The 16,660-nt window shown below is 63.7% G+C and carries 18 protein-coding genes; 11 read left to right on the top strand and 7 right to left on the bottom strand.

What is annotated here, in order from left to right:
- Positions 1–462 precede the first annotated feature (462 nt).
- The 7 genes from CAF70_RS27670 to CAF70_RS07635 all read left to right on the top strand — a co-directional run bounded on the left by CAF70_RS27670 (position 463) and on the right by CAF70_RS07635 (position 6,081).
- Positions 463–606, top strand: coding sequence for a hypothetical protein (locus CAF70_RS27670; RefSeq protein ID WP_178076363.1), 144 nt, complete (start codon positions 463–465; stop codon positions 604–606).
- A gap of 129 nt (positions 607–735) precedes the next feature.
- Positions 736–2,013 (top strand): glutamyl-tRNA reductase, encoded by a 1,278-nt coding sequence (gene hemA / locus CAF70_RS07610; protein ID WP_085623690.1) that lies wholly within the window; start codon positions 736–738, stop codon positions 2,011–2,013.
- Positions 2,010–3,092 carry a peptide chain release factor 1 gene (gene prfA / locus CAF70_RS07615; protein WP_085623692.1) on the top strand — a complete coding sequence of 361 codons (1,083 nt, stop codon included), beginning with the start codon at positions 2,010–2,012 and terminating at the stop codon, positions 3,090–3,092. Before hemA ends, prfA begins: the two co-directional genes overlap by 4 nt.
- Complete coding sequence (gene prmC / locus CAF70_RS07620; RefSeq protein ID WP_085623694.1) at positions 3,092–3,922, top strand: peptide chain release factor N(5)-glutamine methyltransferase; 831 nt, start codon at positions 3,092–3,094, stop codon at positions 3,920–3,922. Before prfA ends, prmC begins: the two co-directional genes overlap by 1 nt.
- Positions 3,916–4,671, top strand: a complete 756-nt coding sequence (locus CAF70_RS07625; RefSeq protein WP_085623697.1) for a molybdopterin-synthase adenylyltransferase MoeB — start codon at positions 3,916–3,918, stop codon at positions 4,669–4,671. Before prmC ends, CAF70_RS07625 begins: the two co-directional genes overlap by 7 nt.
- A complete protein-coding gene (gene murI / locus CAF70_RS07630; RefSeq protein WP_085623699.1) occupies positions 4,664–5,461 on the top strand; it encodes a glutamate racemase in 798 nt (265 codons plus the stop codon). The genes CAF70_RS07625 and murI overlap by 8 nt, the downstream gene beginning before the upstream one ends.
- A 101-nt stretch (positions 5,462–5,562) precedes the next feature.
- Positions 5,563–6,081, top strand: a complete 519-nt coding sequence (locus CAF70_RS07635) for an acyloxyacyl hydrolase (RefSeq protein ID WP_085623702.1) — start codon at positions 5,563–5,565, stop codon at positions 6,079–6,081.
- A 123-nt stretch (positions 6,082–6,204) separates the two neighbouring features.
- On the opposite strand, the gene CAF70_RS07640 is transcribed toward CAF70_RS07635, so the two are convergent.
- The 5 genes from CAF70_RS07640 to CAF70_RS07660 all read right to left on the bottom strand — a co-directional run bounded on the left by CAF70_RS07640 (position 6,205) and on the right by CAF70_RS07660 (position 11,272).
- Positions 6,205–6,903, bottom strand: coding sequence for an SDR family oxidoreductase (locus CAF70_RS07640; RefSeq protein WP_085623704.1), 699 nt, complete (start codon positions 6,901–6,903; stop codon positions 6,205–6,207).
- On the bottom strand, positions 6,900–8,342 hold the full coding sequence (phrB, locus tag CAF70_RS07645) for a deoxyribodipyrimidine photo-lyase (protein ID WP_085623706.1): 1,443 nt from the start codon (positions 8,340–8,342) through the stop codon (positions 6,900–6,902). The genes CAF70_RS07640 and phrB overlap by 4 nt, the downstream gene beginning before the upstream one ends.
- Positions 8,333–9,232: a MerR family transcriptional regulator gene (locus CAF70_RS07650; RefSeq protein ID WP_085623708.1), complete on the bottom strand. Its 900-nt coding sequence runs from the start codon at positions 9,230–9,232 to the stop codon at positions 8,333–8,335. The genes phrB and CAF70_RS07650 overlap by 10 nt, the downstream gene beginning before the upstream one ends.
- On the bottom strand, positions 9,222–10,190 hold the full coding sequence (locus CAF70_RS07655) for a DUF523 and DUF1722 domain-containing protein (protein ID WP_085623710.1): 969 nt from the start codon (positions 10,188–10,190) through the stop codon (positions 9,222–9,224). Before CAF70_RS07655 ends, CAF70_RS07650 begins: the two co-directional genes overlap by 11 nt.
- Before the next feature lie 95 nt (positions 10,191–10,285).
- Entirely contained in the window at positions 10,286–11,272 is a 987-nt protein-coding gene (locus CAF70_RS07660) for an NAD(P)/FAD-dependent oxidoreductase (RefSeq protein ID WP_085623712.1), read from the bottom strand.
- A 187-nt stretch (positions 11,273–11,459) separates the two neighbouring features.
- Here CAF70_RS07660 and CAF70_RS07665 point away from each other — a divergent pair, with 187 nt between their 5' ends.
- Positions 11,460–12,365, top strand: a complete 906-nt coding sequence (locus tag CAF70_RS07665; protein WP_085623714.1) for a TIGR01777 family oxidoreductase — start codon at positions 11,460–11,462, stop codon at positions 12,363–12,365.
- A gap of 13 nt (positions 12,366–12,378) precedes the next feature.
- Complete coding sequence (gene hemH / locus CAF70_RS07670) at positions 12,379–13,392, top strand: ferrochelatase (RefSeq protein WP_085623716.1); 1,014 nt, start codon at positions 12,379–12,381, stop codon at positions 13,390–13,392.
- 132 nt (positions 13,393–13,524) lie between these two features.
- Here the strand turns inward: hemH and CAF70_RS07675 are convergent, their stop codons facing one another.
- Entirely contained in the window at positions 13,525–14,799 is a 1,275-nt protein-coding gene (locus tag CAF70_RS07675) for a uracil-xanthine permease family protein (protein WP_085623718.1), read from the bottom strand.
- 2 nt (positions 14,800–14,801) lie between these two features.
- Positions 14,802–15,440, bottom strand: coding sequence for a uracil phosphoribosyltransferase (upp, locus tag CAF70_RS07680; RefSeq protein WP_085623720.1), 639 nt, complete (start codon positions 15,438–15,440; stop codon positions 14,802–14,804).
- A gap of 161 nt (positions 15,441–15,601) precedes the next feature.
- Here upp and CAF70_RS07685 point away from each other — a divergent pair, with 161 nt between their 5' ends.
- Both CAF70_RS07685 and CAF70_RS07690 read left to right on the top strand, forming a co-directional pair.
- On the top strand, positions 15,602–16,159 hold the full coding sequence (locus CAF70_RS07685) for a hypoxanthine-guanine phosphoribosyltransferase (protein ID WP_003256346.1): 558 nt from the start codon (positions 15,602–15,604) through the stop codon (positions 16,157–16,159).
- A gap of 2 nt (positions 16,160–16,161) precedes the next feature.
- A complete protein-coding gene (locus CAF70_RS07690; protein WP_085623721.1) occupies positions 16,162–16,635 on the top strand; it encodes a WbuC family cupin fold metalloprotein in 474 nt (157 codons plus the stop codon).
- The last annotated feature ends 25 nt before the right edge of the window (positions 16,636–16,660 follow it).

The raw sequence follows: 16,660 nt of genomic DNA on the forward strand, positions 1-16,660 counted from the left end.
CAGCACTGGGCTATCGTTCACCGAACGAATATGCAAAAGGCTTGAGGCAGTTGGCTCATTAGCCAGCTTCTTGGCGTCCGCTGCCATGGGACAGGCCCATTGGTTCCTTTTTGCCACGACAAAAAGGGACCCGCCGTAAGGGCGGAAAGGTGATTAAGCGCCACCTTTGAAAATGAATGTTGACCTTGTTGTTGATGCCCACGCTTGAAAGCGAAGAGCGAAGAGCGGAAAAGTAATGGTCTTGATATCGCGCATTGTCCATTTACGATGGCGACGCATACTCACCTTTCGCCCTTACGGCGAGTCACTTTTTGCCAAACGCGGCAAAAAGTAACCAAAAAACGCTGCGCTCCCATCATCCGGCCCCTACGCTGCGCTCCGGGGTTCCCTCGCGCCGGTCTTGCTCCCGGGAGTACGCGCTGCAGGCCCCATCCATGGGGCCTCAGCGCTTGACGGGCATCCATGCCCGTCACCTCCCTCCGCAAGACCTCTGCTCGGCCTCCTGAAGTCGCGAAGATCAAGATCAAGATCAAGATCAAGATCAAGATCAAAATCAAGATCAAAAGCCAGATCAAAAGCCAGATCAAAAGCGGGGGTGTGAGCTGAAATTGCCGCTGATGCTGGCCTGGAGCCGGCGATAGCCGCAGCGCTATCAGCGCAATAGCGAACGGTGGTTGTCCTGAAACCTGCGAAAGAGGACAATTATCGGCTTCCCGTCACAACCAGCGACCTTGCATGGCCTTTCTTGCACTTGGTATCAACCATAAGACTGCCTCGGTAGACGTACGCGAGCGCGTGGCGTTTACCCCAGAGCAGCTGGTAGACGCCCTGCAGCAGCTCTGCCGACTGACATCCAGCCGCGAGGCGGCGATCCTGTCGACCTGCAACCGTAGCGAGCTCTACATCGAGCAGGACCACCTGTCCGCCGATGCCGTGCTGCAATGGCTGGCCGACTATCACCGCCTCAGCCTGGACGAGCTGCGCGCCAGCGCTTACGTGCACGAAGAGCACGAGGCGGTGAAGCACATGATGCGGGTGGCCTCGGGCCTGGACTCGCTGGTGCTCGGCGAGCCGCAGATTCTCGGCCAGATGAAGTCCGCCTACGCCGTGGCGCGCGAGGCCGGCACCGTCGGCCCGTTGCTCGGGCGCCTGTTCCAGGCCACCTTCAGCGCCGCCAAGCAGGTGCGCACCGACACGGCCATCGGCGAAAACCCGGTGTCGGTGGCGTTTGCCGCGGTCAGCCTGGCCAAGCAGATCTTCAGCGACCTGGGCCGTAGCCAGGCCCTGCTGATCGGCGCCGGCGAAACCATCACCCTGGTCGCCCGCCACCTGCATGAGCAGGGCGTGCGCCGCATCGTCGTGGCCAACCGTACCCTGGAGCGGGCCAGCATCCTGGCCGAGCAGTTCGGTGCGCACGCGGTACTGCTGGCCGACATCCCCCAGGAACTGGCCAACAGCGACATCGTCATCAGCTCCACCGCCAGCCAGCTGCCGATCCTCGGCAAGGGCGCGGTCGAGAGCGCGCTGAAGCAGCGCCGGCACAAGCCGATCTTCATGGTCGACATTGCCGTACCGCGCGATATCGAAACCGAAGTCGGCGAACTGGACGACGTCTACCTGTACACTGTCGATGACCTGCACGACGTGGTGGCGGAAAACCTCAAGAGCCGCCAGGGCGCAGCCCAGGCCGCCGAAGAGCTGGTGTCGGTGGGTGCCGAAGACTTCATGCTGCGCCTGCGCGAGCTGGCCGCGGTGGATGTGCTCAAGGCCTATCGCCAGCAAAGCGAGCGCCTGCGCGACGAAGAACTGCAAAAGGCCCAGCGCCTGCTGGCCAACGGCGGCAACCCCGAAGAGGTACTGGCCCAACTGGCCCGGGGGCTGACCAACAAACTCCTGCATGCGCCCAGCGTGCAATTGAAAAGGCTCTCGGCCGAGGGCCGCCTCGATGCGCTGGCCATGGCCCAGGAACTCTTTGCCCTCAACGAGGGCTCGACGGACAAATCCCCGCAATGAAAGCGTCGCTGCTGAACAAACTGGAAATCCTCCAGGACCGCTTCGAAGAACTCACCGCACTGCTCGGTGATGCCGAGGTCATTTCCGACCAGACGCGCTTTCGCGCCTATTCCCGTGAATACGCCGAAGTCGAGCCGGTCTACGCTGCTTATAGAGAGTGGCGCAAAGTCCAGGACGACCTCGAAGGTGCCCAGGCGCTGCTCAAGGACAGTGACCCGGACCTGCGCGAAATGGCCGTGGAAGAAGTGCGTGAAGCCAAGGAACAATTGCTGACGCTGGAGTCGCAGCTGCAACGCATGCTGTTGCCCAAGGACCCCAACGACGGTCGCAACGTGTTCCTCGAAATTCGCGCCGGCACCGGTGGCGATGAGGCGGCGATCTTCTCCGGCGACCTGTTCCGCATGTATTCGCGGTACGCCGAAAAGCGCGGCTGGCGCCTGGAAATCCTCTCCGAGAACGAAGGCGAGCACGGCGGCTACAAGGAAATCATCGCCCGCGTCGAGGGTGAAAGCGTGTACGGCAAGCTCAAGTTCGAGTCCGGCGCGCACCGCGTACAGCGCGTGCCCGAGACCGAATCCCAGGGTCGTATCCACACCTCCGCGTGCACCGTGGCGGTACTGCCCGAGCCGGACGAACAGGCGGCCATCGAGATCAACCCGGCCGACCTGCGCGTAGACACCTATCGCGCATCCGGTGCCGGCGGCCAGCACGTCAACAAGACCGACTCGGCGATCCGGATCACCCACTTGCCCACCGGTATCGTGGTCGAATGCCAGGAAGAGCGCTCGCAGCACAAGAACCGTGCCCGCGCCATGTCCTGGCTGTCGGCCAAGCTCAACGACATGCAGACCAGCGCCGCGCAGAATGCCATCGCCACCGAGCGCAAGCTGCTGGTCGGCTCCGGTGACCGTTCCGAGCGTATTCGCACGTACAATTATCCACAGGGGCGGGTGACCGACCACCGTATCAACCTGACCTTGTACTCGTTGGACGACATCCTCGCCGGCGGCGTGGACGCGGTGATCGAACCGCTGCTGGCCGAATACCAGGCCGATCAACTGGCCGCCCTGGGGGACTGATGACCATCATCGCCAGCCTGCTGCGCAACGCGCAGTTGCCAGAATCGCCCACCGAGCGGCTGGATGCCGAGCTGCTGTTGGCCGCGGCCATCGGCAAATCGCGCAGCTACCTGCACACCTGGCCCGAGCGCATCGTCAGCAGCGAAGATGCCGAGACTTATGCCGGCTACCTGCAACGTCGCCGTGGCGGCGAGCCGGTCGCCTACATTCTCGGGCTGCAGGGCTTCTGGAAGATCGACCTGGAAGTGGCGCCGCATACCCTGATCCCGCGGCCGGATACCGAGCTGCTGGTCGAAGCCGCCCTTGAGCTGCAACCTGCCACGCCGGCCAAGGTCCTTGACCTGGGTACCGGCACCGGCGCGATTGCCCTGGCACTGGCCAGCGATCGTCCGGCCTGGCAGGTGAGCGCAGTGGACCGGGTCGAGGAGGCCGTCGCCCTGGCAGAGCGCAATCGCCAGCGGCTGGGCCTGGCGAACGTCCAGGTACGGCTCAGCCACTGGTTCGACAGCCTGGCCGGCGAGCGTTTCGACCTGATTGTCAGCAACCCGCCCTACATCGCCGCCGCAGACCCGCACCTGGTCGCCGGTGATGTGCGCTTCGAGCCCTGCAGCGCGCTGGTGGCCGGTGCCGATGGCCTGGACGACCTGCGCGAAATTGCCGCACAGGCTCCCGCCCACCTGGTGCAGGGTGGCTGGTTGCTGCTGGAACACGGCTACGATCAGGCTGCGGCGGTGCGCGCCTTGCTGACTGAACAAGGTTTCATCGAGGTCGCCAGCCGCACGGATCTGGGTGGCCATGAACGCATTACCCTGGGGCGCCTGCCATGCTGAGTGATCAGGAACTGTTGCGTTACAGCCGGCAGGTATTGCTGGCCCAGATCGACATCGACGGCCAGTTGCGGCTCAAGCAGAGCAAAGCGCTGATCGTAGGCCTCGGCGGCCTTGGCTCGCCGGTCGCCTTGTACCTCGCCGCTGCCGGGGTAGGTGAGCTGCACCTGGCTGACTTCGACACCGTCGACCTGACCAACCTGCAACGCCAGGTGATGCACGACAGTGCCAGCGTCGGCATGAGCAAGGTCGACTCGGCCTTGCAGCGCTTGCAGGCGATCAACCCGGAAATCAGTCTGGTTGCCCATCGCCAGGCCCTAGACGAGGACTCGCTGGCGGCCGCTGTGGCAGCGGTCGACCTGGTGCTGGACTGCTCTGACAATTTTGCTACCCGCGAGGCGGTCAACGCCGCCTGTGTCGCGGCAGGCAAGCCGCTGGTCAGTGGTGCGGCGATCCGCCTGGAAGGGCAGTTGTCGGTATTCGACCCGCGGCGTGACTACAGCCCTTGCTACCACTGCCTGTACGGTCATGGCAGCGAAGCCGAACTGACCTGCAGCGAAGCCGGCGTGATCGGCCCGCTGGTGGGGCTGGTGGGTAGCCTGCAGGCGCTGGAGGCGATGAAGTTGCTGGCCGGGTTCGGCGAGCCGCTGGTGGGCCGCCTGCTATTGATCGATGCGCTCGGCACGCGTATCCGCGAATTGCGGGTCAAGCGCGACCCGGCCTGTGCAGTCTGTGGCAAGCGCGATGGCTGAGCGTTCGGCGCCGGTTGGCGTGATGGACTCCGGGGTCGGCGGCTTGTCGGTGCTAGCCGAGATCCAGCGCCTGTTGCCCAACGAGACGCTGCTGTACGTGGCCGATTGCGGCCACATACCCTACGGCGAGAAGTCGCAGGACTATATCCGTGAGCGTCTCCGGCGCATTGCTGGGTTCTTCCATGAGCAGGGCGCCAAGGCCATGGTACTGGCCTGCAATACCGCCACGGTGGCGGCAGTGGCCGACCTGCGGGAGTTGTATCCGACCTGGCCGCTGGTGGGCATGGAGCCGGCGGTGAAGCCTGCGGCTGCCGCCACGCGCTCGGGCGTGGTCGGTGTGCTGGCCACCACCGGTACCCTGCAGAGCGCCAAGTTCGCCGCGCTGCTCGACCGCTTTGCCAGCGATGTACAGGTCATTACACAACCTTGCCCGGGGCTGGTCGACCTGATCGAGACCGGCGACTTGGGCAGCCCGGCGCTGCGCCAGTTGTTACAAGGTTATGTGCAGCCGTTGCTGGCCGCTGGCTGCGACACGCTGATTCTCGGCTGCACCCATTACCCCTTCCTGCGCCCATTGCTGGCCTGCATGGTGCCAGCCGACGTGGCCATCATCGACACCGGCGCCGCGGTGGCCCGCCAGCTGCAGCGGCTGCTGGGCACGCAAAACCTGCTGGCCGAAGGCCCGGCCCGGGATACCCGCTTGTGGACCAGTGGAGATCCACAATCTCTCAGAAATATCCTGCCCCTGCTGTGGCATAAGTCGGACAGTGTGCAAAGCTTTTCACTGTGAAAAAAACGTGAAATGAAGCTGAACTATCGTGCCACTGCCGTTTTCTACCGCCTTGCCTGAGATGAGGCGGACACTAATAACAGCAAAGAAGGATGTTGCTCATGAAGAAGCTGCTTGGCTTGGCGGCGGCTGCCGCCTTCACCCTGGGGCACTCGCTGTCGGCGCAGGCTGCCGACGTTTCGTTTTCGGTTGGGCAGACCGGCGACTCGACCATGGTCTACCGGTTGGGGCTGCAATCGAATTGGGAAGCGAGCTGGTGGCAGACCAGCGTCGGGCGCCTGACGGGCTACTGGGATGGGGCCTACACCTATTGGGACGGTGACGAGACTGCAAGCAACCACAGCCTGTCGTTTGCTCCGGTGTTCGTTTACGAGTTTGCCGGGGAGTCGGTTAAGCCTTACATAGAGGCGGGGATCGGTGTGGCGGCATTCTCCAGCACCGAGCTGGAAGACAACGAGCTGGGCTCGGCATTCCAGTTCGAGGACCGCATCGGCTTCGGTCTGCGCTTTGCCGGTGGGCATGAGATTGGCGTGCGGGCGATTCACTATTCCAACGCGGGCATCAAGCAGCCCAACGATGGGGTGGAGAGCTATAGCCTGCATTACCGCATGGCGCTCTGAGCTCTCCTGGGCCGGCCTCTTCGCGGGTGAACCCGCTCCCACAGGTACACCACTGGACTCAAGGTGCAGGGAGTACTGTGGCAGCGGGTTTACCCGCGAAGAAGCCGATGCCGATTTCAGATGCTATCGCATCAACGGCCACAGGCTACTGAGATCCAGAGCCTCCAGCACCAGCTCCGGCTCCCCCTGCGGCCAGCGCCGCAGCAGCTCTTCGGCCGCACTCTGCGGCGTCCACGCTTCCAGTATTGCCTGCGCCGGCGTGACAGGTGTCTTTAACGACTGTGGCCCCACCACCGTCAGCTCAACCCCCTGAGCCTTCAACGCCTGACGCTGCTCGCGCATCCATTGCGGCATGCTGTTCCAACCCGCAGTCACCTGCGTCGGCGCATACAACTGCAACGCCGAATGACGGTTGAACACCGCCATCACCTGCGGTGAGTCGCCCTTCGCCAGCAACGGCAGCGCATTGGCCAGGCAATGCTCGCCGGCCAACTGGTTGCCAGTGACGATCGCCTCGAACAACTCGCTGTCCGCCACGTCGTCCGCCAGGTAATCGCTGGTGCCGGCGTTGATGATCAAGCCGTCCAGCGCGCACCAGGCATGGCATATCTGCTGGCTGGCCTGGGCCGCCTGCTGTTCTTCATGCAGCTGCCAGGGCAAGCGCAACAATTGGCTGCCATAACGCGCCGCCAAGGCATCCAGTGCCTCGCTGTGTTTGCCGCTGGCCGCTACCCGGTGCCCTCCAGCGAGCAACGCTTCCACCAGTGCCAAGCCTAGTCCATTGCCGGCGCCCGTTACCCAGATACTGCGTGCATTATTCAAGATAGCGCCCTCTGATCCTGCTGGCGCGGGAGGCCCTTGAATGCCTCCAGTGCGCGCTGGCGACTGCTGTCGAGATCGACGATTGGACTGTAGTAGGACTGTCTGACAAAAAGATCGGCTGATCTTACGGGAAGATGAATGGCTTTTTCATCCATTCCCTGCAACTCCGGCAGCCAGTGGCGAATGAAACGCCCCTGCGGGTCGAAACGCTGCGACTGTGTAACCGGGTTGAAAATACGGAAATAGGGTACTGCGTCAGTTCCAGTGGACGCGCTCCACTGCCAGCCACCGTTGTTGGCGGCCAAGTCGCCGTCTATCAGGTGGCGCATGAAATGCCGTTCGCCCTTGCGCCAGTCGATCAGCAGGTTCTTGGTGAGGAACATGGCCACGATCATGCGCAGGCGGTTGTGCATCCAACCGGTGTTCAGCAGTTGGCGCATGGCTGCATCGATGATCGGGAAGCCGGTACGGCCCTGTTCCCAGGCTTCGAGGTCGGCCGGTGCATCGCGCCAAGGCAGGGCTTCGGTCTGGGCGCGGAAGGCGCGGTGGCGCGAGACCTGTGGATAACCGGTCAGGATGTGTTTGTAGAACTCGCGCCAGAGTAGCTCGTTGATCCAGGTTTGCACGCCGCTGCTGCCGCTGTCGAACTCGCCGCGATTGCTCGCCAGGGCGCCATGCAGGCACTGGCGTGGCGAGATCACGCCGGCGGCCAGATAGGCGGAGAGCTGGCTGGTGCCGGGCCTGGCAGGCAAGTCACGCAGCTGTTGGTAGTCGTCGATGGTTTCGTCGAGAAAACGGCTCAGCCGCGCCTGAGCTTCGGCTTCGCCGGCCGGCCAGTGGTCGCGCAGGGCTTGCTCAGGTTTTTCGAAGCCGTCCACGTGCTCGGGGATCGGGTCGCTGCTGACTTGCAGCGGTGCCTGGCGTTTTACCCGGTGGGCCAGGGCAGGGAGGCCGCGGTGCAGGTGCTCCAGGCAGCTCTTCTTGAACTGGCTGAACACCTGGAAGTAGTCGCCGCTGCGGGTAAGGATGGTGCCCGGGCGGAACAGCAGCTGGTCGAGATGGCTGTGGGCCTGGATGGCCGACCTTTCCAGCAGCGCGCGGGTGGTGTCGTCGCGGCGTTGCTCGTGGATGCCGTACTCCTCGTTCCAGTGCACGCTTTGCACCTGATACTGGCGGCAGACGTCGAGCACGGCCTGTGGGGCCTGGTCCCAGGTGTCGATCCTGCGGATCAGCAGGGGGATGTTCAGGCGCTCCAGCGACTGGCGCAGGTCGCGCAGGTTGCGCAACCAGAAGTCGACTTTGCAGGCGGCGTCGTCATGAGCCCGCCATTGCCCAGGGCTGACCAGCCACAGGGCCAAGGTGGGGCCGCGCTCGCTGGCGGCGCTGAGGGCGGTGTTGTCGTCGATGCGCAGGTCGCTGCGCAGCCAGGTCAATTGCATGATGGGTCCATTGCCGCAGGTGGCCGGTCGTTGCGCTGAAGCAACCGCAAGGCTGCCTGTGGGGTATCGAAGAGCGAGAGGTCGGGATGGTCGAGGTTGCGCAGTTGGGCTTCGTGCATCGCCAGTGTTGAACCACCCAGGAGGATGGGCAGCGACACATTGCCCAAGGTGCGCTGCAGTGCCCTTGCATCGATGCGCGGCCCCAGGTGCAGGACAATCGCGCGGGCCTTGAGGGCAATGGCCGCATGGCTGACCTGGGCGCCGGCGATAGGGTGCTCCAGCACTTCGACCGCAATACCGTTGTTGGTCAACAGCCAGGCGCAAAGCCACAGGTCCGGGTTGAACCCGCGCTCGTGGTCATCGGCCAGCAACACCGGCGGGCCTTGCAGCAACTGGTTGTCGTGATAAACCCGGGCCCCCAGCTTGCTCCGCAGCCAGGTGTGGAAAAAAGCCTGTTCCACCCGGGCATTGAAGTAGTTGCGCCAGCGCAGTTCGAGTATGTCCAGCAGCGGCAACAACAATTGCTCGCACAGGGTTACGGCCGGGTACAGCGCCATGGCCTGGTTGAGCTGTTGGTCGAGGGCGCGCTGCGACAGGTTGGCGATGGCGTCGACCAACTGGAACTGCCGGGTCTGCCAGTCGCCTCTGGGCGGCGTAGTGGGAGGTTTGTCCAGTAGCTCGCGGACCTGGCCGACCGAAGCGCCACGCTGCAGCCAGGCGAGGATCGCCTCGACGCGCTCGACCTGGTCCAGCGGATACAGGCGATGTCCCTTCGCCGTACGCTGGGGCTTGAGCAAGCCGTAGCGCCGCTCCCAGGCGCGCAAGGTGACCGGGTTGACGCCGGTGCGGCGGGCCAGTTCGCCGATGGGCAGCAGGATCTCAGACAGCATTGCGCAGCCCCAGGCTTTCGGGGTGTGGCTGCAGGTAAGCCTGTTGCTGCAAATACGGGTCGGGGTGCTTGCGCAGATGGTGCTTGAGCAGGGTCAGCGGTACCACCAGCGGCACCACACCTTGCCGGTACTGGTTGATGATGGCCTGCAGCTCGGCTTTGTCCTGTGGGGTCAGGGCTTCTTTGAAGTAGCCACTCAGGTGCTGCAGCACGTTGCCATGGGTGCCACGGCTGGCGCAGCGGCGCAGGGCCTGCATCAGCTGGCTGAAATAGCGCGGGCCGATACTCTGCGGGTCGTCATCGCGATTCATGCTGCCAAGCAAACGCCCCAGGGTGCGATAGGCCTGGGGGTTGTTGGCCATCAGCAGGTATTTGTAACGCGAGTGGAATTGCACCAGCGCACCCCGGCTCAGGCCCTCGGCCAGCAGGCGTTGCCAGTCAGCGTAGGCGTACACGCGGCTGATAAAGTTCTCGCGCAGGACCGGGTCGTGCAGACGGCCTTCTTCTTCCACCGGCAGGTCCGGGCGGCGGGCGCAGAATGCCTGGGCATAGGCGCCACGCCCGCCATTGATGGCCGGGTGGCCATTGCTCTGGTAGACCTTGACCCGCTCCAGGCCGCAGGACGGCGATTTCTGCATGAAGATGTAGCCGCAGATGCCGTCCAGTTCGCCGGCCATCTGCTCGCCGTAGGTGCGCAGTGGGCCGGTCAGGTCCATGCCCGGGTTGCGTGTTCCGACCACTTCCGGTTGCTCGGGGTCGCCCACCAGGCGGATCGGGTCGCGAGGTACGCCAAGGCCGATGGCCACCTCCGGGCATACCGGCAACCAGTCGAAGTGTTCCTCGAGCTGCGTACGGCACAGATCAGAGGCCTTGTGGCCGCCGTTATAGCGCACGCTGTGCCCGGTCAGGCAGGCGCTGATGGCGATGCGCGGCTTGCTGTGGGCGGATGGGTCGTGCATGGCTGCCTCCATAAACTTGTACGCACGTCGAAACTTGTACAAGTTTATTCCAGCACAGCCTGGAACTTATGCAAACCTGTTTTTTTGTATAACCATCATTCCAAGTGTTCGAGCAGCCGCCGTGCTGCCTCTTGGCCACTAAGCCAGGCGCCCTCGACACGGCCGGACAGGCACCAGTCGCCGCAGGCGTACAAGCCTTGGTCTGCATCGGCCAGCGCGCCCCATTCATGGTTGCTGCTCGGGCGTGCATACAACCAGCGGTGGGCCAAGGCAAAAGCAGGTGCCGGCACCACGCAGCCGACCAGTTCGGCAAATTCGCCCCACAGTTGTTCGATTACCTTTTCCTTGGGCAGATCGATGTGTTGCCGGCTCCAGTCCGGTGTGGCGTGCAGTACCCACGTGTCGCACTTCTCGTCACGCCCGGGCTTGCTGCGGTTGCGCGCCAGCCAGTCGAGCGGGTTGTTCTGTACGAAACAGCCTTGCATCGGCGTGTCCAGCGCGGCCTCGAAGGCCAGGGCGACGGCCCAGGTGGGTTCCATCTGCACGCCGGCGGCCACGGCAGCGAGCTTGGGCGTAGAGGCCAGCAGCGGGGTGGCCTGGGGTGCCGGCACGGCAATCACCACGCGGCTGTAGGGGCCGTGGCTGCAGCCTTCGGTGTCCTGCAGGTGCCAGTACTGCTTGCCGCGGAACACCTCGGCGATGCGGCAGCCGAAGTTGACCGTCACGTCCTTGAGCAGGCCGCGGGTGATTGCGCTCATGCGCGGCACACCTACCCAACGTGTCTGCTCGTCGGGGGAGGGGCTAAGTTCACCATCGCGGTAGTTGTACAGCTGTGGCTTCCATTGCTCGGCCCAACCAGCGGCAACCCACTGTTGTACCTGCTCGACGAAGCGTCGGTCACGAGCGGTGAAATACTGGGCGCCGAGATCCAGCGCGCCGACTTCGCTGCGCTTGCTGGCCATGCGCCCGCCACTGCCGTGGCCTTTGTCGAACAAATGCACGGATTGGCCGGCCTTCTGCAAGGCCTGGGCGGCTGACAAGCCGGCGATACCGGCCCCGATGATGGCAATAGGTACTGTCATGATGGCCTCTTCAAACCTTGCTGTAAGCAGACTACGCTGTCAGGCAAACCTGTACAATGCTCAAATGTTGTATAAGTATATTCCGTGTTGGCAGGCAGGGTGGCCTATGTTTATCCGAGAGCGTCGGGTCAAAAAAGTGCCTTGATGTTAAAAATAGACCACCGCCGCATTCTGCGAGGACACAGCCATGCATATATTGCTGACAGGCGGCACCGGATTGATTGGCAAGCACCTGTGCCAGTACTGGCTCGGCCAGGGTCATCGCCTGACGGTATGGAGCCGGCGACCTGAGCAGGTGCCGAGAATCTGTGGTAACGGCGTACGTGGCATCGCCCGCCTGGAGCAGCTGGAGGCGGATGATCAGCTGGACGCAGTGATCAACCTGGCTGGCGCGCCGATTGCCGACCGGCCCTGGACAGCCGCCCGGCGCAACCTGCTGTGGGCCAGCCGCGTCACACTCACCGAGCAGTTGCTGGCCTGGTTGGGTACCCGTGAACAGCGCCCGCAAGTGCTGATCTCCGGCTCTGCGGTGGGCTGGTACGGCGACGGTGGCGAGCGCGAGCTGACCGAAGCGTCACCGCCGGTGCGCGAAGATTTCGCCAGCCAGCTGTGCATCGCCTGGGAAGAGACAGCTCTGCGTTCCCAGGCCCAGGGCATTCGCGTGGTGCTGGTACGTACCGGGTTGGTGCTGGCGAGTGATGGCGGCTTTTTGTCGCGTCTGCGCCTGCCCTTCAAACTGGGGCTGGGCGGGCCTTTGGGCGACGGGCGGCAATGGATGCCCTGGGTCCATATAGACGACCAGATCGCCCTGATTGATTTTCTCTTGCAGCACAAGGATGCCAGCGGTCCTTATAATGCCTGCGCCCCCGAGCCGGTGCGCAACCGCGAGTTTGCCAGGTGCCTGGGCCGCGCCTTGCACCGGCCGGCGTTGCTGCCAGTGCCGGCACTGCTGCTCAAGGCCGGGCTGGGCGAGCTGTCGACCCTGCTGCTCGGCGGCCAGCGCGCCCGCCCGGTACGTTTGCTGGCGGCTGGCTTCACCTTCCGCTTCAACGATTTGCAATCGGCCCTGGACAACCTGTCCAGCCGCCTCTGACATAGGACGCTGCATGACCGATCACGCCCTGCTGCTGGTCAACCTGGGTTCCCCGGCTTCCACCTCGGTGGCCGACGTGCGCCGCTATCTCGACCAGTTCCTCATGGACCCTTATGTGGTCGATCTGCCATGGCCGCTGCGGCGCCTGCTGGTGTCGCTGATCCTGATCAAGCGCCCGGAGCAATCGGCGCATGCCTATGGCTCGATCTGGTGGGAAGAGGGTTCGCCGCTGGTGGTGCTGACCCGTCGCTTGCAGGCGGCGATGGTCGAATACTGGCCCCATGGCCCGGTGGAGATTGCCATGCGCTATGGCCAGCCGGCCTTGCCCGAGGTGCTGGAGCGTCTGGCGGCCCAAGGTGTACGCAAGGTGACCTTGGCACCGCTGTATCCACAGTTCGCCGACAGCACCGTGACCACGGTGGTGGAGCTGGCCAGGCAGACGATCAGCGAGCGTCAGCTGCCGTTGCAGATGCGCGTGCTGCAACCATTCTACGAACACCCGGATTACATCGAGGCGCTGGCGGCCAGCGCCCGGCCGTACCTGGAGCAGGACTACGACCACCTGTTGCTGAGCTTTCATGGTTTGCCGGAGCGGCACCTGAAGAAGCTCTACCCGACCGGCAAGCATGACCTGCGCGCGGCGGATTGTTGCGAAGGTGCCAGTGCCGAGGTGCGTGCGGTGTGTTATCGCGGGCAGTGTCTGGCCACGGCCAAGGCTTTTGCGCAGAAGCTGGGCATACCGGACGGTAAGTGGTCGGTATCGTTCCAGTCGCGGCTCGGGCGCGACAAGTGGATCGAACCCTACACCGAAACCCGGCTGGACGAACTGGCCGAGGCCGGAGTGAAGCGGTTGCTGGTGATGTGCCCTGCGTTCGTTGCCGATTGCATCGAGACGCTGGAAGAGATCGGCATGCGTGGCAGCGAGCAGTTCGTCGAGGCTGGCGGGCGGGAGCTGGTGCTGGTGCCGTGCCTGAATGATCACCCGGAGTGGGTGAAAGCGCTGGCTGGGATGTGCGAGAAAGCCTGACTTTCAGGTTGCCTGTACCGGCCTCTTCGCGGGCTTGCCCGCTCCCACAGGTTTTGCACAATGCCAGAGGGCAGTGGAGTACCTGTGGGAGCGGGCAAGCCCGCGAAATGGCCAGACCAGGTTAAAGCAGGATCAAGGCAACTGATCATCCAGCTTCTTGTGCTTCCAGCCATCATTACCCGGCAAGATCAGGTTCAGGGCGATAGCCACGATGGCACACAGGGCGATGCCCTTCAGGCCCCAGTCATCCGGGCCGTCACCGCTGCCGATCAGCACGCCGCCGATACCGAACACCAGGGTGACCGACACGATCACCAGGTTGCGCGCTTCGGCCAGGTCGATCTTGTGGCGGATCATGGTGTTCATGCCCACCGCCGCGATCGAGCCGAACAACAGGCACAGGATGCCACCCATCACCGGTACCGGGATGCTCTGCAGCAGCGCGCCGAACTTGCCGATGAAGGCCAGGGTGATGGCGAAGACCGCGGCCCAGGTCATGATCTTCGGGTTGTAGTTCTTGGTCAGCATCACCGCGCCGGTAACTTCGGCATAGGTGGTGTTGGGCGGGCCGCCGAACAGGCCGGCTGCGGTGGTGGCCAGGCCGTCACCCAGCAGGGTGCGGTGCAGGCCGGGCTTCTTCAGGTAGTCACGGCCGGTCACGCTGCCGACCGCGATCACCCCGCCGATGTGCTCGATCGCCGGTGCCAAGGCAACCGGGACGATAAACAGGATGGCCTGCCAGTTGAACGCCGGCGCGGTGAAGTTCGGGATCTCGAGCCACGGTGCTGCCGCGATCCTGGCGGTATCGACCACGCCAAAGGCGAACGACAGGGCAAAGCCGACCAGCACGCCGGCAATGATCGGTACCAGGCGGAAGATGCCCTTGCCGAACACGGCGACAATCAGTGTGGTCAGCAGGGCCGGCATCGAGATCATCATGGCGGTCGTGTACGGCAGCAGCACGCTGCCGTCACCGGCCTTGCCCATCGCCATGTTGGCGGCGATCGGCGCCATGGCCAGGCCGATGGAGATGATCACCGGGCCGATTACCACCGGTGGCAGCATGCGGTCGATGAAACCGGTGCCTTTGATTTTCACCATCAGGCCCATGAAGGTGTACACGAAGCCTGCGGCCATCACCCCGCCCATGGTCTCGGCCAGGCCGAACTGGCCCTTGGCGAGGATGATCGGAGTGATGAAGGCAAAGCTCGAGGCCAGAAACACCGGTACCTGGCGGCCGGTGACCAGCTGGAACAACAGGGTGCCGATGCCGGCGGTGAACAACGCGACGTTCGGGTCGAGGCCGGTGATAAGTGGCATCAGCACCAGCGCGCCGAATGCCACGAAGAGCATCTGCGCGCCCGAAACGACCTGGCGCCAGAGCGGGTCGTTGAAGCCGTCCTGCATGATCAGGCGTCCTTTTGCTTGGTGCCGAAGATCTTGTCACCGGCATCGCCCAGGCCTGGCACGATGTAGCCGTGTTCGTTCAGGCGCTGGTCGATCGAGGCGGTGTAGATCTGCACGTCCGGGTGGGCTTTTTCCACCACTTCGATGCCTTCTGGCGCGGCGACCAGGACCATGGCGCGGATTTCTTTGCAGCCGGCCTTCTTCAGCAGGTCGATGGTGGCGACCATCGAGCCGCCGGTAGCGAGCATCGGGTCGATGATCAGGGCCAGGCGCTGGTTGATGTCCGGCGCGAGCTTTTCCAGGTAGGTGTGGGCTTCGAGGGTTTCCTCGTTGCGGGCAACGCCGACGGCGCTGACCTTGGCACCCGGGATCAGGCTGAGCACGCCGTCGAGCATGCCGATACCGGCGCGCAGGATCGGCACCACGGTAATCTTCTTGCCGGCGATTTTTTCAACTTGCACCTTGCCGCACCAGCCCTCGATCTCGTAGGTTTCGAGCGGCAGGTCCTGGGTGGCTTCGTAGGTCAGGAGCGCGCCGACTTCCTGGGCAAGTTCGCGAAAATTCTTGGTGCTGATATCGGCACGGCGCATCAGGCCGAGCTTGTGGCGGATCAGCGGATGGCGGATCTCACGAGTAGGCATAGGGGGCTCCGAAAGGCGGGCAAAAAAACCGCGCTAGATTAATCTATTCAGCCTGTGCTGTCGTCTGGTCATTCTGGACGTTAGTCCATAAATGCTTGATCTGAGGCGAGCGGATGCGTACCTTTGCCCGCTTTTCCAAAATGCACCCCCCGGAGAGCGCCATGTCCGCCGATCTCGAGCATATCCGTCAAGTCATGCGGGAAGCTGACTGCCTGTACACCGAAGCCGAAGTCGAAGCGGCCATCGCCAAAGTCGGCGAGCAGATCTGCAAGGACCTGCACGACAAGAACCCGGTGGTGTTCTGCGTGATGAACGGCGGCCTGATCTTCTCCGGCAAACTGCTGACCCACCTGCAGTTCCCGCTGGAAGCCAGCTACCTGCATGCCACGCGCTACCGCAACCAGACCAGTGGCGGCGAGCTGTTCTGGAAGGCCAAGCCGGAAGTGTCGTTCATCGACCGTGACGTGCTGATCGTTGACGACATCCTCGACGAAGGCCACACCCTCAGCGCCATCATCGAGTTCTGCAAGCATGCCGGGGCGCGCTCTGTGCACACCGCGGTACTGATCGACAAGGACCATGACCGCAAGGCCAGCCCGGAGCTCAAGGCCAACTACGTGGGCCTGCCGTGCGTCGACCGCTACATCTTCGGTTACGGCATGGACTACAAAGGCTACTGGCGCAACGCCAACGGCATCTTCGCCGTAAAGGGGCTGTAATCATGCGCCAGCCTGCGTTCATCGACCAGTCGCTGTTCGCCGGGCTGGCCGCAAGGGCTGCCGCCAACCCGCGCGGGCGGCAGCACCACAATTTCCATGAGATGGAAGAGCCATGCCACCGCATGGCAGTCGGGTTGCAACCAAGTACCTACATCCCGCCGCATCGCCACCTCAGCGACGACAAGGCCGAGGCCCTGATCGTGCTCAAGGGGTGCCTGGGCCTGCTGATTTTCGATGAGCAGGGCGCGGTGACTGACAAACGCGTGCTACGGGCCGGTGGTGACTGCCTCGGCGTGGACCTGGCGCCCGGCACCTACCATGGGCTGGTGGTGCTGGAGCCGGACAGCATCCTGTTCGAGTGCAAGGCCGGGCCATACCGGCCGGTGGGCGAGGGCGAGCATGCGCACTGGGCGCCGCGCGAAGGTGAAGAAGGCGTGGCCGAGTACCAGTCCTGGATGCTCGCGCAGTTCGATTGATGTTGACTGTACCGGCTCCTACAGG

It is taken from the genome of Pseudomonas sp. B19(2017), from assembly GCF_002113165.1.
GTDB lineage: Bacteria > Pseudomonadota > Gammaproteobacteria > Pseudomonadales > Pseudomonadaceae > Aquipseudomonas.